The organism is bacterium, from assembly GCA_023228325.1.
Taxonomy (GTDB): Bacteria; Auribacterota; UBA6266; order UBA6266; family UBA6266; genus UBA6266.
In genome coordinates, this window is the sequence record JALOBK010000003.1 from 1 (window position 1) to 21,999 (window position 21,999).

General features: G+C 29.3%; 36 protein-coding genes and 2 tRNA genes. 37 read left to right on the forward strand and 1 reads right to left on the reverse strand.

All coding sequences use genetic code 11. The features are described 5' to 3' along the window. The 32 genes from M0R36_09720 to M0R36_09875 all read left to right on the forward strand — a co-directional run. The coding region (locus M0R36_09720) for a hypothetical protein (protein MCK9556076.1) at window positions 1-224 on the forward strand (224 nt) is incomplete at its 5' end. Between the two features lie 29 nt (window positions 225-253). Beyond that, entirely contained in the window at window positions 254-601 is a 348-nt protein-coding gene (locus M0R36_09725) for a hypothetical protein (protein MCK9556077.1), read from the forward strand. Beyond that, a complete protein-coding gene (locus M0R36_09730) occupies window positions 598-954 on the forward strand; it encodes a hypothetical protein (GenBank protein MCK9556078.1) in 357 nt (118 codons plus the stop codon). Before M0R36_09725 ends, M0R36_09730 begins: the two co-directional genes overlap by 4 nt. Before the next feature lie 6 nt (window positions 955-960). Continuing rightward, window positions 961-1,326: a hypothetical protein gene (locus M0R36_09735; protein MCK9556079.1), complete on the forward strand. Its 366-nt coding sequence runs from the start codon at window positions 961-963 to the stop codon at window positions 1,324-1,326. A 247-nt stretch (window positions 1,327-1,573) separates the two neighbouring features. Then, window positions 1,574-1,924 (forward strand): hypothetical protein, encoded by a 351-nt coding sequence (locus M0R36_09740; protein ID MCK9556080.1) that lies wholly within the window; start codon window positions 1,574-1,576, stop codon window positions 1,922-1,924. A 6-nt stretch (window positions 1,925-1,930) separates the two neighbouring features. Further along, window positions 1,931-2,233: a hypothetical protein gene (locus M0R36_09745; protein MCK9556081.1), complete on the forward strand. Its 303-nt coding sequence runs from the start codon at window positions 1,931-1,933 to the stop codon at window positions 2,231-2,233. Window positions 2,234-2,392: 159 nt separating this feature from the next. Further along, window positions 2,393-2,701 (forward strand): thioredoxin domain-containing protein, encoded by a 309-nt coding sequence (locus M0R36_09750; protein ID MCK9556082.1) that lies wholly within the window; start codon window positions 2,393-2,395, stop codon window positions 2,699-2,701. Window positions 2,702-2,740: 39 nt separating this feature from the next. Further along, complete coding sequence (locus M0R36_09755) at window positions 2,741-3,037, forward strand: co-chaperone GroES (protein MCK9556083.1); 297 nt, start codon at window positions 2,741-2,743, stop codon at window positions 3,035-3,037. Between the two features lie 27 nt (window positions 3,038-3,064). After that, window positions 3,065-3,928, forward strand: a complete 864-nt coding sequence (locus M0R36_09760; protein MCK9556084.1) for a cysteine protease — start codon at window positions 3,065-3,067, stop codon at window positions 3,926-3,928. Between the two features lie 8 nt (window positions 3,929-3,936). Further along, window positions 3,937-4,027: transfer RNA gene (locus tag M0R36_09765), tRNA-Phe, on the forward strand. Window positions 4,028-4,162: 135 nt separating this feature from the next. After that, window positions 4,163-5,215 carry a putative porin gene (locus M0R36_09770; GenBank protein MCK9556085.1) on the forward strand — a complete coding sequence of 351 codons (1,053 nt, stop codon included), beginning with the start codon at window positions 4,163-4,165 and terminating at the stop codon, window positions 5,213-5,215. A gap of 88 nt (window positions 5,216-5,303) precedes the next feature. Further along, window positions 5,304-5,693 carry a hypothetical protein gene (locus tag M0R36_09775; GenBank protein MCK9556086.1) on the forward strand — a complete coding sequence of 130 codons (390 nt, stop codon included), beginning with the start codon at window positions 5,304-5,306 and terminating at the stop codon, window positions 5,691-5,693. Then, window positions 5,674-6,177, forward strand: coding sequence for a DUF882 domain-containing protein (locus tag M0R36_09780; GenBank protein MCK9556087.1), 504 nt, complete (start codon window positions 5,674-5,676; stop codon window positions 6,175-6,177). The genes M0R36_09775 and M0R36_09780 overlap by 20 nt, the downstream gene beginning before the upstream one ends. 135 nt (window positions 6,178-6,312) lie before the next feature. After that, entirely contained in the window at window positions 6,313-6,720 is a 408-nt protein-coding gene (locus tag M0R36_09785) for a transglycosylase SLT domain-containing protein (protein MCK9556088.1), read from the forward strand. Between the two features lie 116 nt (window positions 6,721-6,836). After that, a tRNA-Ser gene (locus M0R36_09790) sits at window positions 6,837-6,925 on the forward strand. A 189-nt stretch (window positions 6,926-7,114) separates the two neighbouring features. Then, complete coding sequence (locus M0R36_09795) at window positions 7,115-7,396, forward strand: hypothetical protein (GenBank protein ID MCK9556089.1); 282 nt, start codon at window positions 7,115-7,117, stop codon at window positions 7,394-7,396. Continuing rightward, a complete protein-coding gene (locus tag M0R36_09800; GenBank protein ID MCK9556090.1) occupies window positions 7,365-7,763 on the forward strand; it encodes a hypothetical protein in 399 nt (132 codons plus the stop codon). The genes M0R36_09795 and M0R36_09800 overlap by 32 nt, the downstream gene beginning before the upstream one ends. 19 nt (window positions 7,764-7,782) lie before the next feature. Beyond that, on the forward strand, window positions 7,783-8,508 hold the full coding sequence (locus tag M0R36_09805; protein ID MCK9556091.1) for an HD domain-containing protein: 726 nt from the start codon (window positions 7,783-7,785) through the stop codon (window positions 8,506-8,508). A gap of 12 nt (window positions 8,509-8,520) precedes the next feature. Beyond that, window positions 8,521-9,846: an ATP-binding protein gene (locus M0R36_09810; GenBank protein ID MCK9556092.1), complete on the forward strand. Its 1,326-nt coding sequence runs from the start codon at window positions 8,521-8,523 to the stop codon at window positions 9,844-9,846. Beyond that, entirely contained in the window at window positions 9,836-10,264 is a 429-nt protein-coding gene (locus tag M0R36_09815) for an NADAR family protein (GenBank protein MCK9556093.1), read from the forward strand. The genes M0R36_09810 and M0R36_09815 overlap by 11 nt, the downstream gene beginning before the upstream one ends. Before the next feature lie 251 nt (window positions 10,265-10,515). Then, window positions 10,516-10,788 carry a hypothetical protein gene (locus tag M0R36_09820; protein MCK9556094.1) on the forward strand — a complete coding sequence of 91 codons (273 nt, stop codon included), beginning with the start codon at window positions 10,516-10,518 and terminating at the stop codon, window positions 10,786-10,788. A 182-nt stretch (window positions 10,789-10,970) separates the two neighbouring features. Further along, the gene (locus M0R36_09825; GenBank protein ID MCK9556095.1) at window positions 10,971-11,450 is read left to right on the forward strand and encodes a hypothetical protein; all 480 of its coding nucleotides are present in this window, start codon (window positions 10,971-10,973) and stop codon (window positions 11,448-11,450) included. Between the two features lie 3 nt (window positions 11,451-11,453). Further along, window positions 11,454-11,981: a hypothetical protein gene (locus tag M0R36_09830; protein ID MCK9556096.1), complete on the forward strand. Its 528-nt coding sequence runs from the start codon at window positions 11,454-11,456 to the stop codon at window positions 11,979-11,981. Window positions 11,982-11,984: 3 nt separating this feature from the next. Next, on the forward strand, window positions 11,985-12,215 hold the full coding sequence (locus M0R36_09835) for a hypothetical protein (protein ID MCK9556097.1): 231 nt from the start codon (window positions 11,985-11,987) through the stop codon (window positions 12,213-12,215). Window positions 12,216-12,262: 47 nt separating this feature from the next. Then, entirely contained in the window at window positions 12,263-12,718 is a 456-nt protein-coding gene (locus M0R36_09840; GenBank protein MCK9556098.1) for a hypothetical protein, read from the forward strand. Between the two features lie 340 nt (window positions 12,719-13,058). After that, window positions 13,059-13,691, forward strand: coding sequence for a hypothetical protein (locus M0R36_09845; protein ID MCK9556099.1), 633 nt, complete (start codon window positions 13,059-13,061; stop codon window positions 13,689-13,691). Between the two features lie 133 nt (window positions 13,692-13,824). Then, entirely contained in the window at window positions 13,825-13,965 is a 141-nt protein-coding gene (locus tag M0R36_09850) for a hypothetical protein (protein ID MCK9556100.1), read from the forward strand. A 123-nt stretch (window positions 13,966-14,088) separates the two neighbouring features. Next, entirely contained in the window at window positions 14,089-14,418 is a 330-nt protein-coding gene (locus tag M0R36_09855; protein MCK9556101.1) for a hypothetical protein, read from the forward strand. 25 nt (window positions 14,419-14,443) lie between these two features. After that, on the forward strand, window positions 14,444-14,818 hold the full coding sequence (speD, locus tag M0R36_09860; GenBank protein ID MCK9556102.1) for an adenosylmethionine decarboxylase: 375 nt from the start codon (window positions 14,444-14,446) through the stop codon (window positions 14,816-14,818). Then, window positions 14,815-15,357: a hypothetical protein gene (locus M0R36_09865; GenBank protein ID MCK9556103.1), complete on the forward strand. Its 543-nt coding sequence runs from the start codon at window positions 14,815-14,817 to the stop codon at window positions 15,355-15,357. Before speD ends, M0R36_09865 begins: the two co-directional genes overlap by 4 nt. A gap of 62 nt (window positions 15,358-15,419) precedes the next feature. Then, on the forward strand, window positions 15,420-16,733 hold the full coding sequence (locus tag M0R36_09870; GenBank protein MCK9556104.1) for an AAA family ATPase: 1,314 nt from the start codon (window positions 15,420-15,422) through the stop codon (window positions 16,731-16,733). A 173-nt stretch (window positions 16,734-16,906) separates the two neighbouring features. Further along, window positions 16,907-18,007, forward strand: a complete 1,101-nt coding sequence (locus M0R36_09875; GenBank protein MCK9556105.1) for a transposase — start codon at window positions 16,907-16,909, stop codon at window positions 18,005-18,007. Between the two features lie 12 nt (window positions 18,008-18,019). Here the strand turns inward: M0R36_09875 and M0R36_09880 are convergent, their stop codons facing one another. After that, a complete protein-coding gene (locus M0R36_09880) occupies window positions 18,020-18,346 on the reverse strand; it encodes a hypothetical protein (protein MCK9556106.1) in 327 nt (108 codons plus the stop codon). A 543-nt stretch (window positions 18,347-18,889) separates the two neighbouring features. Here M0R36_09880 and M0R36_09885 point away from each other — a divergent pair. From M0R36_09885 to M0R36_09905, 5 genes are all read left to right on the forward strand, one after another. Beyond that, window positions 18,890-19,990, forward strand: coding sequence for a transposase (locus M0R36_09885; GenBank protein ID MCK9556107.1), 1,101 nt, complete (start codon window positions 18,890-18,892; stop codon window positions 19,988-19,990). 83 nt (window positions 19,991-20,073) lie between these two features. Beyond that, window positions 20,074-20,235: a hypothetical protein gene (locus M0R36_09890; GenBank protein MCK9556108.1), complete on the forward strand. Its 162-nt coding sequence runs from the start codon at window positions 20,074-20,076 to the stop codon at window positions 20,233-20,235. Between the two features lie 310 nt (window positions 20,236-20,545). Further along, on the forward strand, window positions 20,546-21,181 hold the full coding sequence (locus M0R36_09895) for a hypothetical protein (protein ID MCK9556109.1): 636 nt from the start codon (window positions 20,546-20,548) through the stop codon (window positions 21,179-21,181). Between the two features lie 109 nt (window positions 21,182-21,290). Next, the gene (locus M0R36_09900; GenBank protein MCK9556110.1) at window positions 21,291-21,683 is read left to right on the forward strand and encodes a hypothetical protein; all 393 of its coding nucleotides are present in this window, start codon (window positions 21,291-21,293) and stop codon (window positions 21,681-21,683) included. A gap of 28 nt (window positions 21,684-21,711) precedes the next feature. Beyond that, window positions 21,712-21,975, forward strand: a complete 264-nt coding sequence (locus M0R36_09905) for a hypothetical protein (GenBank protein MCK9556111.1) — start codon at window positions 21,712-21,714, stop codon at window positions 21,973-21,975. Window positions 21,976-21,999: the final 24 nt, after the last annotated feature.

Genomic DNA, 21,999 nt, shown 5'->3' on the forward strand with positions numbered 1-21,999 from the left:
GCGCCGAGATTCATTATAACTTAATTGATTTTAAATATTTGTATGGCCCAATCGAAGAGTGTTTGACATTAACAATAGAATGTGAATGTTCCTTTTGCGGATGGAATGATACGTATTATAATGAAAATTTTTATTTAGATTCTAAATATTCGGCAAATAAAGAATTATTTGATATTTTGACAATACGTGAATTACCATTCAAAATAAAAACAATTGTTCGTTAATTTCAGAAATATTTAGAGGTTTAAAAATTATGAGAATTCCTAAGAAAATAAAAGATATTGATCAAGAAATATTTTCTCATATTCTTCATGATGAAATTGGATATTGTTGTATGAATGATTATTGTGAATTTTACGATTATATTGACATGATTCATTATAAATTAATTGATTTTGAATTTTATGATAATGAGTGTGAAGATAATGAAGAATTATACATAAATTTTAATTGTGTATGTCTCGAATGTGGTTGGGAACAAATATATAATAAAAGTTTTTATATTGGGAATATTAATGATAAAGGTGCTAGAGGAATTCGAAAATTATTTGAGCTTTTATCAGCGAATGCACTTTTCAAAATAAAAGTCATTAATAGATGAAGTTTAAAAATATGTTTGTTTTTAAAAATATTAAAGAGATTGATAAAAAAATACTAAATGAAATGATTAAGTATGCCTTACCAATATGTTGTGAAAATTTAGAATGTGAATTATGCGATATACATGACACACAAGAAATGTTTTGTGAATTATTAAAATTTAAAGAAATAAAAAGAGAAAAGGTAAATAATGAATATGAATATTCCGTTTTACTTACTATAAAATTAAGATGTTCCGAATGTGGTTGGGAAGATGAACACGATTGTAAGTTTTTTACTAAGTTTTTGGATGATAAAGAAATATTTGAATATTTAACTAAACCTGCTTTTGAAATAAAAATATTTCGAGGTTAATCATATATGAAAAAATATTTAAAATCTAAATTTAAATTAGTAGATATTAAAGATATTGATCAAGAAAAATTTAGCATTGAAGCATATAGGTTTTTAGGATATTGTTGCCAAAATGAAAATTGCGAATTTTACAATAGAGATGTAGATGATAAAATAATAAAATATAAACTAATTGAAACCGCCACCATAAATACTTTTTATTTTGATGATACTTGTGAAATTTTAAGTATTAATTTTTGTTGTCATTGTACGAATTGCGGATGGGATGAAATTTATAATTATGGTATTGAAAATCCCAATGACTTAATAAATGATGGATTAATTCGAGTGATAACAAAACCATTATTCGAAATCAAAATAATTGGAAAATAATAAATATATTTTAATAGAAATTTGATCTTAAAACTAGCTGAACAACTACAAAGAAGAAGTTGATATTGGCGAGATAGCTCAACAGTAATCAGCACTCATATCTCGCTTCACACCCAAATCTCAGGAGGAAATTCAATGTAGATCTTAAACTATCTTAAATATGGGTAGGCTCCCAGGAGTCCTCCCAGATCTTTGTTTCATTTATTTCAAAATTTTTTTAAATTTGACAAAATTCTAGGAGGAATCGATGGGAAATCCTGTGATCAAAACAATTAAGGAAGAATTCAAATCTTTAGCAAATGAAATTAAAACATTCAAATCTCTCAGAAAAAAATATAAAGGTTTTGTTCCTGGTCTAAACAGTATGAGATCGATATATAGACATAAACATATTGCATATTGTGAATTAAGAGGAATGGAAAGAAAAGATATTGAAATTCCCGGTGAATTCAATAAAGCAGATGAGGGTTTGATCGAAAAATATAAAACAGAGTGGAATTTAAAATTAGAAAAATATAATGCGGAACATCCAAAGCCGATAAGGAAAGAAAAAGGAATAACCAAATCTGAAGCAATTGAAAATGTTTTTGGTTGTTAGATATTAATGGAAAAGATGTATGTTCTTGTACGAGAAGACTTGGATGAAGTTTACAGATTCATTCAAGCTGGTCATGCTATTGCCGAATTCATATTGAAACACGAAGACATTGCAAGAAAATGGAATAATCAATATTTGATATATGTCAAAGTTAAAGATGAACTTAGAATTAAAGACTGGGAATATAAATTGAAATTAAATGATGTTGAATTTGAGAAATTTTTAGAACCAGATATTGAAAATCAATTAACTGCAATAGCATTTGTTAGCGATGATAAATTTACAGAAAAATTACAGTTAATAAAATAAAAGTTCCTATAGCCTAACGGTCAAGGCTCCAATCTCTAAAATTGGAAAAGTTGGTTCGATTCCAACTAGGAACACCATAATTCTAAAGTGGGGATAGTGTATTATCCCCACTTTTTATTCTCAAAAATGAAGTTCTACAATTATTTTTTGGAGGAAACCTTGATTAAAGAAATTAGAACAGAAAATGAATTTAACAATGAAATCTTAAATGGCAAAAAAATAATTGATTTTTGGGCTCCGTGGTGTGCTCCATGTAAAAGATTAAAAGAAACATTGGAATTAATTTCAAATGAAGTTAATTTTGATATATTAACGGTTGATGTTGATACCTTAGCTAATCTAGCATCTAGCTTCTCAGTTAGGAGCCTTCCAACTTTATTAATAACTGAAGATGGAAATGTAATTAAAACCATTATAGGTTTTCTTCCAAAAGATACTTTAATTTCAGAAATAAATTCTGGGTCATAATTATTTTGATTCAGTTAAAATTAAAAAATAGGAGTGTTGATGTTAAAAAAAATTCTTAATGATTCTGTTGTTTTTGAGATGCCAGATTTAACAAAAGAAACAGTAACAAAGAGTGGAATTATTCTTCCAGATGGGACTCCACTAAAAACCCTCATTGTTGATGTATATGATGTTGGAACAGGGTTCAAAACGAAAGATGGAAATATCATTCCATTAGATATTAATAAGGGAGATAAAATTCTTGTTCCATTTGGAAAAGGATATCCGGTTAAAGTTGATGAAAAAACATATATTTTTATAAAGTATGAAGACGTGTTTGCAAAAGTGGAGGAGTGAACTCCATTGAAGAGGAGATAAATAAAAATGGAATTTTCTTTTACTGGTTGGTTGGTTGATTATCCCGACCATAGAGATTATAGTTTAAAAAGTCAATCAGTTGGCGATTTGTTAGATAGATTAAAAATTAATGATAATAATATGGAATTATCAAATTCGGTAGATCTTAGAAAATATTGCTCACCTATTGAAGATCAGGGAAATATTGGATCATGTACGGCTAATGCTGCTGCAAGTATAGTTGAATATTATGAGAGAAAAGCATTTGGTAAACATACTGATGTTTCTAGGTTATTTTTGTATAAAGTAACTAGAAATTTATTGAAGTGGTCTGGCGATACTGGTGCATTTCTTAGAACTACTATGGCAGCATTGCGTTTATATGGTGCACCTCCAGAATCATATTGGCCGTATGATGTTTCAAAATATGATATTGAACCAACATCGTTTGTGTATTCTCTAGCACAAAACTTCAAAGCTACAAAATATATAAAAATTGATCAACATAATTTATCAAAAGAAAATATCCTAACAAATATAAAGAAATGCTTGGTTGCGGGTCTTCCTTTAATGTTTGGGTTTACAACGTATGATTCCTTAGTTCAATCAAGATATACTGGAAAAATTCCATTCCCGGGAAGTAATGAAACTGCAAAAGGTGGGCACGCCATAGGATCTTATGGATTTGACGATAACATACAAATAAAACACGATTTTACCGGAGAAATAACAACCGGAGCATTTTTGATAAGAAATAGCTGGGGTCCAAAATGGGGGTTTGATGGTGGATACGGGTGGCTCCCATATCAATATTTACTCAAAGGTTTAGCTGTCGATTGGTGGACCTTAATATCTTCTGATTGGGTTGACACTGGAGAATTTGGTTTATAATTTCATATGCTCGGATGGCGGAAGTGGTAGACGTTCAGCAACGAATAAAAGTTGTGAGTCATTTAATATGGCATGTAGGTTCGAATCCTACTCCGGGCAACAACCAAAGTTTGAAAAGGGGGTTGATAAATTAAAAAATAAATAAAAAAAGAGAGTTGTATGTAGTGCCAATCTTTCTTTTCTTAAAGTATGTAATGGGAAGTATTGGACCAAAAAAATTGGAGATTTATTTTAATGAAAAATTTATTTGTTTTATTTATTCTTTTCGCTACTATCATCAGTGCTGCAGAATGGACTGGCAGTGCATCATTAGGTTATCAACACGTGAAGGATTATATTGCTGTTGATGATTCTACAAATTATATTGATCTTGATTTATCATTCATCGAAAACGTTTCAGCTGATTTAGAGCTTGGTGCGTCAATTGGAAGTTCCAATGGTGATCCAAGAGTCACAACTCAAGTGCTAAGTGGAAACATGGAAACAAAAGATTTTCGTTTAAAGAAAGCATATTTATCTTATAACTACAGTTTAGATGAATCAACATTACTAAGTTTCACTGGTGGAAAATTTGGTAAGAATTTTGTTTCAGCATCAGATATGATTTGGGACAAAGATTTGGCATTTGAAGGTTTTGGATTTGATCTGGTTCATACTCTTTTGGAAGGCAACAAGGTATACTTTCATAGTGGTGTATATAACCTGGATGAATTCACTGCAGCTGATAATGATCCAAAGCTTGTTGTTTCCCAGCTTGGTATTTCTGGAAAATATCAAGATATTAATTATGATGTTTACGGTGGACTTATTAATTATTATAACATTAAAAACAAACTTCCTCTTAAATGGACAGTAAATAGTAACAGTCTCAATTTACTTGGAAATTATACTTATGATTATGATGCTATTGAATTTGGAAGCACTTTTACAAAAACAATCGGAGAAAATGAAATAAAATTGCTTGGAAACTGGATAGAGAATACTGACTCCGATGATAAGGCATATTTACTTGGAATTGAATATGGGAATTTAACTGTGGTTGATAAAGAAGATTGGAAACTCTATTCTAACATTAGGAAGATTGAGCAGGATTCAGTTCTTGATTGTTACACAGATTCGGATTTTCATAATGGCATGACAAATTCCAAAGGATATAAAGTTGGACTGGAATATGGTATTGAAAAGAATTTGAAATTGGATGTCAATTATACAAAAACAAAAGATCACGAATCTCTTGCTCCAGTTGAACAATCATTATTCAAAACTGAACTCGTTATAAATTTCTAATTTCCCGTTTCTCGTTTTTCCTTTCCTTAATTTATGTGGAGATGAGTAAAATCATCTCCACTTTTTTTGAAATAGGAGAAGATTTGTTATGTCTAAAAATGTTAAAAACATTATTGATGATTTACTTAAGAAAAGAACAGAAAATATTGGTGAAGCCATTGATACTATTTGCAACATATATAATCTGGCCGATGTGGAAAGAATGAAATATACTTTCCCAAAATTAAATGTAGAAATAAGTATTATTTTATGCAATATGATTAAGGAACCAGAAAAAGCAGTAATTGTTGTTGTAAGAAATTTGGAATCTAATAAGGTTACAGATTTTAAAATTATTAAAGATTTGTTTTATGGATTTAATTTTGATAAAGATTTTTTTTCTGTTGTTAGCAAAAGATTTTCTTTATCTTGTGATCTGAAAAAACATTATATTAAAGTTTTATGTTTGGATGAGGGGAATGAAGAAGATGACGATTGAGAATTCAGATTTAGTAGATATTTTACTAATGACAAATGAAAATTGGAAGGAAATAAAATATTTTAAGAAAACTGAAAAATGGGGAAATCCTTTAAAAGTGCATAAACTTTTAATTTATGGGTTGGATGCCCTTAGAAATTACATTGGGTTTCCAATAGGAATTAATTGTGCGTATGAAAAAGGAGGGCATACTGATGATTCATACCATTATAGTGGCATGGCTGTAGATATTTATTGTAAAAAATTAAATGTTGTGGATTTTTATTTAGCCGCAAGTAGATTTGATGTATTCAATGGTATTGGTGTTTATCCACATTGGAATAATCCGGGACTGCACCTGGATATACGTCCTTTAGCTAAAAAATTCGATTACGATTCTAGATGGATGTGTATACATGTTATTGAGAAAAAAAATGATAAGACAATAATTAAAAAAGAATATATTTCGTTAAGTTTTGACAATATTAAAAAATATTGTCTTTGAAAAATAATATAATTGAAAGGTGATATATGGATGAGGTTTTTTCTATTATTTTTATTTTTGATGCAATGTGTTTTACATTCGAGCAATTCCAAAGAAATAGAGTCTCATAATTTTGATTCTATGTCTAGAATTGCAATGGATAAATTTAAAATTGAATACATAAATATACGAGCAATAAATAAATCAATCAATAAATATTCAAAATTATATAATATTCCAAAATCTTTGGTATATGCTGTGATTGAAAGAGAAAGTAGTTTCAATCATAAACTGATATCGAAATCAGAATGTGTTGGGTTGATGCAGATTAATTATAAAGTATGGAAAAAAGAATTAAATATTCCATCTGTTGAATACTTGCATAATATTGAAAATAATATCAAATGTGGATGCTATATATTAAATAAATATTTTAAAATGACGGGAGATTATGGATTGGCATTGCAGAGATATTTTGGGTTAAGTAAAAAAGCCCACAAATATTCAATATCAGTTTTAAAAATTCAAGAAAGATATTTAGGAGATAAAAATGAGAGTAATTAAGTGGACGTTTATATTTTTATTGGGCATTGGGATTGGTTATCATTATTTGTATAGGAATGTTTGGAAATTATTTCATAGAGAATAAATGAATTGTGAATTATTAATCAATTTATAGTGGAGATGTGACCGAGTTGGACTATGGTGCTTGTTTTGAAAACAAGTGGGTGTAAAAGCCCCGTGGGTTCGAATCCTACCATCTCCGCCAAAATCAATATAAAAAAATAGAAAAAGGTGAATAGGAATGTCAATAATAAAACAAGTTGTAATTGGCGATACTATATATCAATTGACTTTAATAGAGTGTGATTATGATGAAAATAAAAATTTATATGAGAAGTGGAAAATTTGCAAATTTAACTTGAATGAGATTTGCTAATATTGAGGAGAAGGAAAAATGAACGGAGTTGATTTTAATGAAACCGTAGAAATAATACGGGAAAATATAAATTATATGGTTTCATTGCTTCCAGATAAGAATGTTAAGAGCATAAAAAACACTTTTTATACCAATGGGTATACGATGAAAAGTATAGTCTATGATCTCGGTTTGATTTATAAAAGATTTGGGGAGGATGTTTCCGGGATATGGTATATGTATTCTGATATAAATTTAATCAGAAGAGGAGATATTAAGAAAGCCAAAAATGTTGAAAAGAATATTGCCGATAAATTATGAAACAAAACCATGGACAAGCTGCAGAGGACTGATTATAAATAAAGTAATACAAGAATTAATTGATTATGATCCTTCTAATCCGCATGAAAACCCATCACTATATTCATCTAATAAAACAATAAAATTAAAAGAAATAAAAATATATGATTCCCCGAGTAAAGATATTGGACCAGTTGATGGTAAAGAGATAAGCAATGAATATCTGTTTATAAATGAAAATTCTAATATTGTTCCTGTTGATATTTTAGAAGTCGAAAAATATAATAAACCAAAAAGTGCATCTAATAAAAGAGAAATCATGAATATAACTAGGCACAGTATAACTTACAAAACGAAAAATGGAACAATAGTTACTGAATTTGTCTAAGAATTTAAAAGGAGTACATATGTCTGAACCGAGCTATAAAGATTTTTATGATAATTCAAACCCATTATTAGAAAAATTCAAGGATATAGCACCATCATCTTTTAAACACTGTAACAACGTTGCAAATTTTTGTGATTCAATAGCAGGAGAACTTCCGGATGATATCGTGAATAAAGATAGACTAAGATGTTCTGCTATATTTCATGATGTTGGGAAAATATTTAATCCAAAATACTTTTGTGAAAATTTAGTTGGAGAAGAAGAAAATCCACATGACAAAATGGATCCATATTTATCATATCAAATTATATCTAGGCATGTTTCTGATGGGGCTGCATTATTATTGGAATGGAATTTTCCATTGGATGTTATAAAAAATGTATTGCATCATCACGGAAGCTGTGTCATTCATTATTTCTATTGTAAATCTAAATCAACGGATGAGGATGTATATCGTTATAAATTTTCATCACCACCAACAGTTGAAAGCGCGATATTGATGATTTGTGATGTGGTAGAATCAACAGCTAGATCATTGTATATTAGAAACGAATTAAATGATGAAGAGACAAAAGTAAAATTAGTCTCGGATACAATAGAAAAATTAACAGATGATGGTCAGATAGATAAATTAGAATTGGGAATTGTGAGAGTTGTTAGGAGAATTTTACCAAAAGAATTATCATCAATATACCACAAGAGAGTGGAATACCCAGAGGAAAAGAAAAGTAAAAAAAATAATTAAACAAGGAGTCCAATGCTAAATATGATTAATATTTTTAAAGATGTATTAAAAATATTCAAGTTCTGGATAGTAAATGCATTTGATGAATCCGCTGGTGAGGATTTTAATAATGTAGTTCAGGAAACTTTGTTATCACCATTAGTCCCATGTGGATTTTTCTTGGATAAAACTAGAATTAATAATACTATAGAATTTTTAAAAAATAGAAAGTTGTATGTTAAATCTATATGGTTAAATTTTAATTTTGGTGCATTTAGCAGGTATATGACCGAATGTGAATTTTTAGAAATATTAAACAAAAATTTAAGTGGAAATAAAAATATAAAAAATCTAAAAATTGTATGTAATGTTGACCCGCTTGCAACTGATTTGTGTGATAAATTTGAAAATAAATGTCTTTGTACTTTCACGTTAAAAAATAAGTTTGTTAAATTATTTTATGATGATAATTATATATTGACATCTATATTTTATAATTCATTAATTCCATTAAAAACTCGTAAATACCAAATATTTTTTAATAAAATAGTTGAGAAAATTTATATGGATATGAAAACAAAAATTTACAATAAATTAAAACTAGATGATTTGAAATCTAAAAAGTTTGAACCGATCTTGAAAAAAATAGAAAACTTTTCAGATATCTATAAAGATCGCCCATACTTGAGATGGGTTATTTTAGTTCATGGTGAACCAGGAACTGGCAAGTCGTGGATATTTGAAAACATATCATTATTTCTATCAAACAGATTTATTGCAAAAGATAATTCTATAAATACTGAAATGAAACCATTGATGTTAAAAAATTATAATAACGGAGAAGACAACAGACAACAAAATAAAAATACGCGTTCCAATAAAAAAATATCAGAGTTTAATGATATTGACTCAGTTCAAGGACCACTAAAATCTAATTATTTAAAGAAATATTTAAAAATTCAAATAGTAGATGAATTTGATAAATATGTTGGAAACTATATTGAAGATGACACAATAAACCAGGAAAAATCTTATACTGTAAGTGAATTTAAAAGAATATTGGATAATGAAAATGGTTTGATAATTTTAATAACAAATCACAAAGATAAAATTGATCCCTCTGTTATCAGAGATGGAAGGGTGAACGAGGTTATTGAAATAAATGGGCAGTTTTATTCTCCAGAAGAAAAAGAAAAAATATTTGGATATTATAAAAAAGAATATGAATTGCCAGATGATTTTAAATTAAGTAAGTCACAATTAAAAAATATTAATATAGCTTCAATTGAATCTACATGTAAAAATAAGATGTTAGAAATTGGATATAGGGAGTTTGATAAAAAAATTTATGATAAATAAATTTAGAGATCAATATGCTTTTCTTTCCAATTTCTTTCCATGTAGAATAATACACGATGGAATATTTTATCCTTCAGTGGAACATGCATATCAAGCTCAAAAAACAATGGATAAAAAAGAGCAATATCATATCGCAACATTAAAAACACCCATGGAAGCAAAAACATATGGAAAACATTTGATAATGCGAGATGATTGGGAAATTGTAAAACTAGACATTATGGAAAGATTATTAATTGTAAAATTCAAAGCACCATGCCTAAGAAAAATGTTACTAAATACTAAAGACAAAGAATTAATAGAAGGAAATTATTGGAAAGATACATATTGGGGTGTAGATTTAAAAACTAATAAAGGTGAAAATAATTTAGGGAAATTATTAATGAAAATTAGAGAATTTTATGGGAGAATGACATGAATAAAAAAATTCCCAATTATCTAAACTATGATATTATCAAACATCTTGGGGATTGTCACTGTAGGTGTCAAATATGTGGGGAAACGCAGGTTATCAAAATAATGAATTGTATATATGAAGATGAGTGTTTTAAATATTATGCAGTATATAAATGTGGACATTCTAAAAGGTGGATTTCTAGTATTTCGTGTCTTGAAAAATATAAAATATTATTCACAATAAAAGCAATTAAAAGATGATGGGAGTTTAAGATGGATAAGTTATCAAAGAATTATTTGGATTATGATTTGAAAAAACATCTAGAAGATCAGGGTCATTCTGCATGTAGAACATGTGGAGAAAAAAAAGTTTACAAAATAATTAATGGTGAATATATCGGACCAAATAAATATGACATGAATTCCGATAAATTTCATTTTACTGCTGTATATGTTTGTGGACATTCTCAACAGTGGTATACCTCAATTCATAGTCTTGAAAATTATTATATAACAAGATTCACCATAAAAATAATTAAAAAATGAAGCAGAGGTGCTTATGTTTTTTAAATGTAAATGTGGGTTTTATTCCACATATTTTAATGTCTTAAGAAACTACAATATATTTATAAACGAAGATAAGGTAATAACAATTACATGTCCAAAATGTTTTAAAAATATTCCAATTACTTTTTCGTATTCTAAAAAAAATAAAAAGGAGTTAATCTGTGGCTAAAAAATCTCTTTCTACCGAAATAACGGATATGTTTCGTGGTGTCCAGAATTATGACAGATTTGATAGAAATATCGAAGAATACAGCGGAGAATTGAATAGAATTATGGATATTATGTATAATATTCGGTCAATGAGATCATCATCAACATCAAGGATTTCTCATTTAAATAATTATATAAACGAAATGACAAATGAAGAAGTAGTTGGTAATCGAGAACAAACAGAATACAATAAAAAAATATTAGAAAAAACTCTTATATTTTTTAAATTTTTGAAAGGTGAAAAAATAGGAACAAAACATCTTCCAAATGATAATATTTCTGATTTAGATGAGTATTGTAAAAATGAATTGGAAACTAAAGCATCTGGAAGAAAAACAAAATATCTTGAAGGAAGAGAAGATTTTGCATCCGAGGTTTTAGAGATATTAGAAACTCAAAAGGAAAAAACCAATAAAGGGAAAGGGAAGTAAATCATGCCTTCTGATTATAAGTCAATGCAGGAAATGTCAGGAATAGTGGAATTCATACATAAGGATTTTATAACTAATAATTCAGGTTCAAAGCCATATCTCAATATTCATTATAATTTAGAATCATTAAAATTAATATTGTCGTGCTTATTAAATGGAAGTTCTTTAGATTATACAAAAAATAAAATTGAATCTGCTTTTAAATGTGGGTCCGATGAAATTCCATTTAAGGTAACAGATTTTCTTCCAATCATAAAAGCAATACTGGCTCTAAATAAAAACTCAGGATTGAAACCTAATGACAATATCAAGGATATCGAAGTCTATTGTAAAAATGAATTAGATATAATTGATAGTAATGGAAAAGCAATAGAAAAACAGGAAAATGCAGATAAGAGTGAATATTTAAAGGGAAGAGAAGATGTTGCTAGTGAGATACTTGAAATAATTGAGGAAAGCAAGGAAACGGAAAATAAAGAAGAGAATAAAGTACCAGTTAAACCAGCTGGTAAACCAAGTGGAGGAATTTAAAATATGATAAGAAAAATTAAGGATATTAGAATACATGATATTTTTGAAATAAAAACAGATAAAACTAATGGATCATATCGCGTTGCTAAGATGTATGATGGTGGAATGGTGTTATTAAAGTTGGTAGATAAAAAGTTAAAGAATTTAACGAGAAAAGTAATTCTAACCACATATAATAAGATTAAAGACTTTAAAAAAGTTTCTAAATATAATATTAGGAAATTTGATATTTAAATTTTGGGAACAAAAATAAAGGATTGTTTTGAGAATTGGAGGAAACAATGTTTTTTAAAAATGCTAGTATTCTTTTCATGGTTTTCATTTTCTCTTTCTTTTGCTTTGCAACTGAAGAAGTCGCTGTGATTTCTGATACTGGAACTTTACAGGCAATTGGAGTATTTCTCACATTGTTCATGCAAACATTTGGAAGTGCAATTTCTGTGTTATTGGTGTTTCTAGTTTATAAACTTTTTAAGAAATATGGATTGGATTATACTGGATCGGTCGATTATTTAGCAAGGACCGCAGTCTCGCGTGCATGTTCGTGGGTTGAAGTCTGGGCTGCCAAACAATCGTCAAAACCAACATCAGAAGAAAAATATAAGAAAGCAGTTGAGAAAGCATTTGAAATTGCAGAAAAATTAGGAATCCTTGATTATATCAAAAAGCACGTGGATACATTAATTGAATCTCATCTTTTTGAATATGAAGAGTTGACGTTAGTAAAAAAAAACTAAGTAGCAAAATAGTTTTATCAAAAGAAGATAAATTATTAGTATTAAAAATTATTGAGAGAGCAACGTTGTTTATCCTTAGTGAAAATTTAGATCCCAATAACAAAGATCACTTGTGGTATTATGCCAATGCTAAATATATTATTGGCGAATTTAAGAAATATTTAAATGAAGAAATTACAAACAAAAATATATTCTATCATAATTTAAGAAGATTTTTTACAATAACTTATGTGTTTTTTAAGAATAAAAATGAGGATCTCGCTAACTTATTCAGCGAGATCCTCAAATATTATACAGGCAAAAAATAATTTTTTTTGTCTTAAAAATAGTTGGAGGATAATTGTCTAAAATATTTTATCCAGAATTAGATCAAATATTAACTGAATTTCATGATGATATATTTTTTTATGATCCAGATAATATACTTCAAGGAAATTTAGATAATAGTTCTCTGACAACTATGAATATTTTTAGATTAATATTTGGAAATGTATTCATTGGTGATTCAGTTATACATACCTTTAGATATGAAAGTGGAAAGGATATATATCCCCCAACAGTGAATTATAGGGTTAATATGTTTAAACCAAGTGAGGTTAGATATAAAGACGATGGAGTCTATTCGATTAATCCATTCAATTTTAATCAGGTTGATATTGATTTATTAGATCAATTTAGAAAATTTAGACAAACTGATCCGACTTTCACGTTGGCTGGAATAGACTTTTCTTCTCTAACCGAAACCGGAAAAAACATTTATAATATTTTATATTATCTGGATAATGGTGTATTTTATTTTGATCCAATTGTAATGGTGAATAATGATTTATTGGCATATATCACTAGACTTCACTCATTACATTTAAAACTAAAAAATACTAGTTTATTAAATACAACTTTTATAACTAGTAACGAGCAAATAAATCAGCCAGAACCAGGGCCACAACCAGTTGGTCCACCACCATATCCGTGATAAAATAATAGTATGGAGTGTGTAGTATGTACAAATTCTTTGAATGTTTTAAGTATGCTGTATTAACTTGTCTAGGAATTGTAATTGGAATGATTGGAATTGAAATACTATTTAAATTAGAGGAGTTTATTAGATGCAAAATGTTTTTCTCAATCTCATCGAGGAAAAAGTAAAAGAAGAAAAAGAAAGATTTAGAGTAAGGGAAGAAGAGATAAAAAAAGAAATTTGTAGTTATAATATTAAAAAGGAGGATGGATGTGGCAAACTATCTTAAAATATTGCATCCGGAACTGGTGGAAGATAGCGTGGACGATCTTGAAGAATTTAAAAAAATTAAAAAAATATTTCAATATAAAGAAATAAGGGAAGATCAAAATTAATTATTTGGAGGAACATCATGAAAATTTCTTTTACGAAGACCGAGATCGATTTCTTTGCTGAAAGTTTAAAAAGAGAAGTTATTGGGGAGACTTTGCATATGATGGAAAGTTCTGATATTATTAATATTCTCAATGTTGATAATAAAGTTTGTTTAACAAAATTTTTCAAACATCTTAAAGAAAGTTCTGAATCCAAAAAACCAGAAGGAACTGTTGCAAGTGAGATGTCTAAAATGCATGATGAATTAAAAAAGAATGAAGACAATAAAGAAAAACAGAAAGAAATTAAATCTCGTTATATGAAGAGAATTAATAAAATTAGAATGTCAAAAGGCAAGAAAAAATAACTATTTGAAAGGGGATATATATGAGATGGAAAGTCTTGGAAGACACATAGTTGTCGATGTAATTAATTGTGATAAAGATATTTTGAATGATGCTAATTTTCTAAAAGAAACCATAGAACTGTCTGCAATAAAAGCAAATGCAACAGTTCTAAATATTGAATCTAGAACTTTTCAACCACAAGGTGTTACTGTTTATTGTTTGCTTGAAGAATCTCACATATCCATTCATACGTGGCCAGAACACGGTGTTGCTCTTATAGATGCTTTTACATGTGGAAGTAAATGTAAACCAGAAGACGCCATAGAATATATTATGGATAAAATAAAAGGAATATCTGAGAATTATATTTATTTGAAAAGAGGAATTGGGCATAATGAATTGGGAGAGGAAAAAATATGAAAAACTTTTTTATAGAATTCGCTTTGAAACTATTAGAATCTAAGATAGAATTATTTGATTATATTGAACATAATAAAGTTAATTTTGTTTTGACTAAACCAGCATACAAAGAAGAAAAGTTAAAAGAAGCAGAAGATAAACTCGGATTTAAAATATATTGTATGCTCAGAAAAGTATTATTGACATATGGTGATTTATATGATAAAACAACTGGCGGTGGACTATTGCCTTTATTTTCTGATGTGGAAGGAAAAGATATTATAAGCAATACCATTGAATTTCATAAGAATTATAATTTTGCAAAAAAAGAAAATCTTCTTCTTATTGCAAAGACAAATAAAAATGAAGGTGGCAATCCAGTTTTATTATCTCCGAATGGGAAGGTGTTCATGTTTGATATGAGGGATATGGATGACAAATATCATTCTCTCAGGTATACTTATAAAGATGAAGATCTAAAAGAAATTGGAAAATTTGATGATTATATGCTATCAGATGTTTTTAGATCTAAAATTTCACCTTCAATATCAAAAAAATAAATAATTGTTTTTTACCAAACAAAATAAAAAATATTAATACATCTGTTTGGGAGGGCTTAAATATGATTTCATTCGATATAGCTAAGAGTGTGTTATCAAAAATTTATAATTATAAACCATCAGAAAATGTATCATATAAAAATGTTCTTAAAAGATCAATATTTGGTATATTAATCCCGGATTTTGTAATAGATGCTAGTGTTATAGATGCCACGGTAGATGTGTTAAAATATAAAAAAATATATATGGATAGTCTAATGTCCGGTGATTTATATTTACCAGAAGGTTGGCATTGTACTGTGGATCTAGATGAAACGGTCAACAAAATGGAAAATTTCTTAAAATATAAATGCAGAGGAATAAAATATCTAAAAAAAGTATATAATAATAATAAAATATTTTCTGAAAAAAATGAAAAAATTATAGATGGGAATAGCGAGTTGAATAAACACAATTATTTTAAAATTGCTAATTTGGATAGGAAATCGGTTTTTACATTCAAAATAAAAAATACATGGTGTAATGTTATATTTGATTTTCCAGCATTATGTATTAAATATTATTTTAATGAATTTGAATATACCAAGTGTTCAGATATTTATATTGATATAAGAAGATTAAGCATGGCCCTGGCACGTATTATTAGAAATGAATATAGAAAAAAAACTGAAATAATGAATCTTTTACCAAAGAAATTTGTATCTACATTAAAAAGAATTGAAAGTTTGGGAAAATTAGTAGATAAATATAAAGATATGCGTTGGGTTATTCTTGTTCATGGAGAACCGGGAACTGGAAAAACGTGGTTATTTAAAAATCTTCCAATTTTTACAGATAAAATTAAATTGGTCGAAGCATATGGGATGTCAAATAGTATGAAAGAAATAAGAAAAAAATTATATGATAAAAACTCTGACAATAATAAATCATTACCAAATGAAATCATATTTGGGACAGACAATAATAAATTGACTTCTGGTATAAATGAAGTTGGTTATGATGTGTTCGATGAATTTGATATGTATGTCGGTAATTATACAACTGAAAAAAGTATTGAAACCGATAAATCATTTTTGGTCAATATGTTTAAAGAAATACTTGATAAAACCACTGGACTCGTTATATTAATAACCAATCATAAGGATAAAATTGATCCATCAGTTATCAGGGACGGAAGGGTAAATGAAGTTATTGATTTTGATAAAAATTTTTATGATTTAGAAGAGAAAAAAAATATTGTTAAATATTATAGTAAACAATATAATATTAACGATTTTAAAATTTCAAATAAAGAATTAAATAATATGTTAATCTCATCAATAGAATCTAGATGTAAAAAAGAAATGTTGGATAGGGGATTCAAAGAAATAAATTGAAAAAAAATATGTTGGATTTAATCCAACATATTTTAATATCGGTTGAGAAATCCACGGGTTTTAAACCGTGGATGAATCAAACGGATTAGGAACAAACTATTGAAAAAATGTTTGTTCATTATCAAGTGAACAAACTTAAATTTGTGTTTTGAAAAGGAGATTTATATCTTGCAATGATGAAAACATTTAAATACAGAATATATCCCAATAAACTCCAGCGGAGAAAATTTGGTTTAATTCTGTCTAATTGTTGTTTTGTGTATAACCACATGCTTGAGACTCGAAAGAATGCTTGGGAGCAGGAAAAGCGTTCTATTTCAAAGTATGAAACAATGAAGATGCTTCTACCATTAAAATTGGAAAATCCTGGTCTCAAAGTGGTTCATTCGCAATCATTGCAAGACGTGTGCGCTCGCGTGGACAACGCTTTCAAACATTATTTCCGGCGATGTAAGTTGAAAGAAAATCCCGGATATCCGAGGTTTAGGTCTGGCAACAGATACAAATCTTTAACATTCCCACAGAGTGGATATAAATTATCCTCTCGGACAATCCATATTTCCAAGGTCGGAGAAATTAAGATTGTTCTTCATCGACCGATTGTGGGAAAAATAAAGACTCTCGTGTTGACAAAAGACATCCTCGGCAAATGGTGGGCTTCTTTCTCTTGCGAGACAGAGAAATCTCTGCTCCAATCGAACGAGAAAGCTGTCGGCATTGATCTCGGATTGACACATTTCGCAACGCTCTCCAATGGTGAGAAGATTGATAATCCGAGATTCTTCCGGAAAGATGAGCACCTCCTTTCGAGAGCTCAGCGTAAGCTGAGTATACAAGAGAAAGGCTCATTAAAACGAAAAAAGTTTGTCAAACGTGTCCAGCACATCCACGAACATATCTCTAATCGAAGAAATGATTTTGCACATAAACTCAGCCATTATCTTGTGCAACAATTCCAAATCCTCGTCTTCGAGGATTTGAATGTTGAAAACATGATGCACAATTCTAAGCTGAGCAAGAGCATTGCTGATGCATCTTGGTCTAAATTGATTGAACTCACTTCCTACAAGGCTGAAAGCGCTGGTAGAAATATGATTCTCGTCAATCCGAGATACACATCTCAGCAATGCTCTCAATGCAACACTATTGTCAAAAAAGCACTCTCAGAACGAACCCATAGATGTCCGCAGTGCGGACTCATTATGGATCGAGATGAGAATGCAGCTTTGAACATATTGGCCCTTGGTATAAATGGCCTGGGTGCAAATCCCTAGATGCTCCGGCATTTATGCCGGGGAGTATTCACCTAACCATGTTGTAATTGTGGATGGTGCCACTCCAAATTTTTTGGCTATCTCCACAATTGTGTATAATTCAACTTCAAACAATCGTTTGGCTTCAGCGCCAATTTCGGGTGTATATATTTTCGCTGGTTTTTCAAATTTTTTGACTATGTTCGGAAATGTGGTTATAAACCCATTTCCGTTGCACCTGGGACAATTACATGTCCCGTTCTTTTCGTGTCTCAATTTGTAACTTAGACTTATATTTGGATTTTGACAAGCATCACATGGAATGACTTTGAAATAACCATCCTTATGTTCTACTATCATTTAACCTCCCAAAAAATAGAGTTGGTGTTAAAACACCCAACTCCTTATTTTTTTCACTCCTGTATTTCCTTTTCATTTTTTTCATGACATGTGCAACACATGTCGCCATTAACTGTATGTATAATCTGATAAATCGGAAATGATTTACCACATTCAGTACATGTTATTAACGACCCATTGTTTTTTTCTACTTTCAAATTTTACCCCCAATTAATTTTAGGAAAAAATAATTCTAGTAATCCCCCTTTTAGTTTATAAAAATAAAAAATCTCTCTCGACATTTAAGATATATATGTAGTTATTGTTTTTTTAGAAAGGTCATTTCACTACATATATTTATTATTGAATGATCAGAATGGGTTGGATTTGATTTTAAGTGAACATACTAAAATGCTTTATTTTTTATTTCCATCCGAGAAAACCATGGGCTTTAGACCATGGATGAATCGGATGAATTAGAAAACAATCATTGAAAAAATATTCATTTGTTTTTCCATAAACAAATACAAATTTGAGTATTGAAAAGGAGATTTATATCTTGCAATGATGAAAACATTTAAATACAGAATATACCCCAATAAACTCCAACGGAGGAAATTGGGTGTTATTCTGTCTAATTGTTGTTTTGTGTATAATCACATTCTTGAGACTCGGAAGAATGTTTGGGAACAGGAAAAGAGATCTGTTTCGAAATTCGAAACAATCAACATGCTCCCAGCATTGAAAGTTGAGAATCCGAGTCTCAAAGTGGTTCACTCACAATCGTTGCAAGACGTGTGCGCTCGTGTTGACAATGCATTTAAACATTATTTCCGGCGTTGCAAGTTGAAAGAAAATCCCGGATATCCGAGGTTTAGATCTCTCACCAGATATAAATCTTTAACATTTCCACAAGGTGGATATAAGTTGTCTGGCAAGAAAATTCATATCTCCAAGATTGGTGAAATGAAGATTGTCTATCACCGAGAGATTGTGGGAAAAATAAAGACTCTCATATTGACAAGAGATATCCTCGGAAAATGGTGGATTTCTTTCTCGTGTGAAGTGGAAGCATCTCCGCTCCCATTGAACGAGAAAGCTATCGGCATTGATCTCGGGTTGACTCATTTCGCAACACTCTCCAACGGAGAGAAGATTGAAAATCCAAGATTCTTCCGCAAAGATGAGAGTCTTCTTGCTAGAGCTCAACGTAAGTTGAGCAAACAAGAGAAAGGCTCATTGAAACGGAAAAAGTGTGTCAAACGGGTCCAACATATTTATGAACATATCTCCAATCGGAGAAACGACTTTGCACACAAACTCAGCCATTATCTTGTGCAACAATATCAAATCCTCGTTTTCGAGGATTTGAATGTTGAAGGAATGATGCACAATCGAAAGCTGAGTAAGAGCATTGCTGATGCATCTTGGTCTAAATTGATTGATCTAACTTCCTACAAGGCTGAAAGTGCTGGTAGAAATATGATTCTCGTCAATCCAAGATATACCAGTCAACAATGCTCTCAATGCAATACCTTAGTCAAAAAAGCACTCTCGGAACGAACTCATAGATGTCCGCAATGCGGACTCATTATGGATCGAGATGAGAATGCAGCTTTGAACATATTGGCTCTCGGTATAGATAGCCTGGGTGCAAATCCTTAAATGCTCCGGCATTTATGCCGGGGAGTATCCACGAAATCATTCGAAGAAAAAAAATAAAATTGTTTCTGTATGGAGGATTAAGTATGCCGGGAAGTTTGATAGATTATAGATATAAAAACAAAAAACAGATAATAATGGAAATTCATGAAATAGAAAAAATAATTGCAAGACCATTGCCACAAAGTCAATTTGTTTTTTACGATAATAAATTAAGGCATCTAAAATGGATATTGGAATTCAAATAAAAGGAGAATATTTTTATGTTTTTAAATTTTTTAGTTTATCTCAGAGCAAAATATTGTTTTATTTTTCATAAAGATGATGTTGAGAAAGAAAGCATAATTACCGGGCATGATGGGTGTAATTTATATACAAATAATTTTTTTATTTGTAAGAAATGTGGATTCAAATTTAAAATTAGAAAGTATAAAGTTCACAGCGGATCAAATTCTAAAATGACATGGAGTGGAATTTTTCTTAGAGATAAATACATGATGTATTGAAAAAAAATGAATTTAAAAAAACATTAACAAAATAAAAAAGGAGTATATATAGATGTCAGAATTAAAACAAGATATGGCGATTAGACAATCTTTAGTTTCTAGGGCTATGAAGGCGTTTGAAGATGATATGAAAACAGTTAAAAGAGACGGCATTGAAAAAGTCCTGGAGTATATTAACGAAAGTGATTTTATGTATGCTCCAGCATCAACACAATACCATTTGCATTGTGAATATGGATTATTAGTACACTCATATCATGTTGTTTGTTATCTCACTAAATTAAACGAAATGCATGGCATTAAACATATAAAAATTCCTATAGAATCGATTTTAATCAGTGGATGGTTTCATGATATATGTAAAACAAATGTATATGCAGAACAGGAAAGAAGAAGAAAAAATGAAAAAACGAATAAATGGGAAAGTTATAGTGGATATTTATTTAAAGATGATTTACCGTTGGGGCATGGTGAGAAATCAGTCTATATGTTATCTGAATTTGGTTTGAAATTAGATCATTCAGAAATAGCTGCTATAAATTATCATATGGGGGCATTCCATTTTGGTAATAGATACGATAGAGAATCTTCCATGCAACAAGCTTGGAAAACATGGCCGTTATCTTTATTATTACATGTTGCAGATACTATGGCAACAAATATTGCTGATGTTTCTGCTGTTGTATGATAGGGGGAAGTATATGAAATTTATGTTTTGTTTATCTTTCATTTCTTGCTATATGGCACTTTGGGTTTTAAAAGTATTTATAAGAAACACGGATATAGAGGAATAATTTATGATAATAACAAGCAAAAAAGACTTCCAATTATATGTTAGAGAATGTGAAAAGTGGATCAAATTTTGGGGATTATCAGAATGGGATATAAATTATTCAAACGTTTCAACAGATCCAGATAAGGTATTAGGATGGTGTTCTTGGGATTTGAGTGGTATGATAGTTACAATAAATCTTGAGAAAAAATGGAACAACATAACTTTAACAAAGGAAGAAAAAGAGGAATGTATTAGAACCACTGCGTTTCATGAGGTGTGCGAGTTATTACTGGCTAAATTAAATGATATCTCATTTAAATATGATGTTCCAAGAAGGGTTATGACACATCACAGCCATGAAATAATATCTAGAATGCAAAATAGTGTGTATAAGAATCTTAAAAATAAAATCTAGAATTTAATACTGGATTGGAGATATCCATATGAAGAAATTTAAAATGACAAAAGAAATGATTTCTCTTAAACTATCTGAAATTTTAAAAGAATCATTTGGTATAATTGATTTTCTCCCTAGTTTTAGATTGGGAAGTGATATGGGCATTGATGAAAACGATCTGTATTTATTTTTAAATTTAATAGATCAACATTTTAATTTAGATTTTACAAATGAAAATAGAAGTAATATGGAAAATATTAAAATTGGCAAATTGATTGATATGATATTTAGTTTGACAAATAAAAAATAGGAGGGGTTAAAATGCCTCTAATTA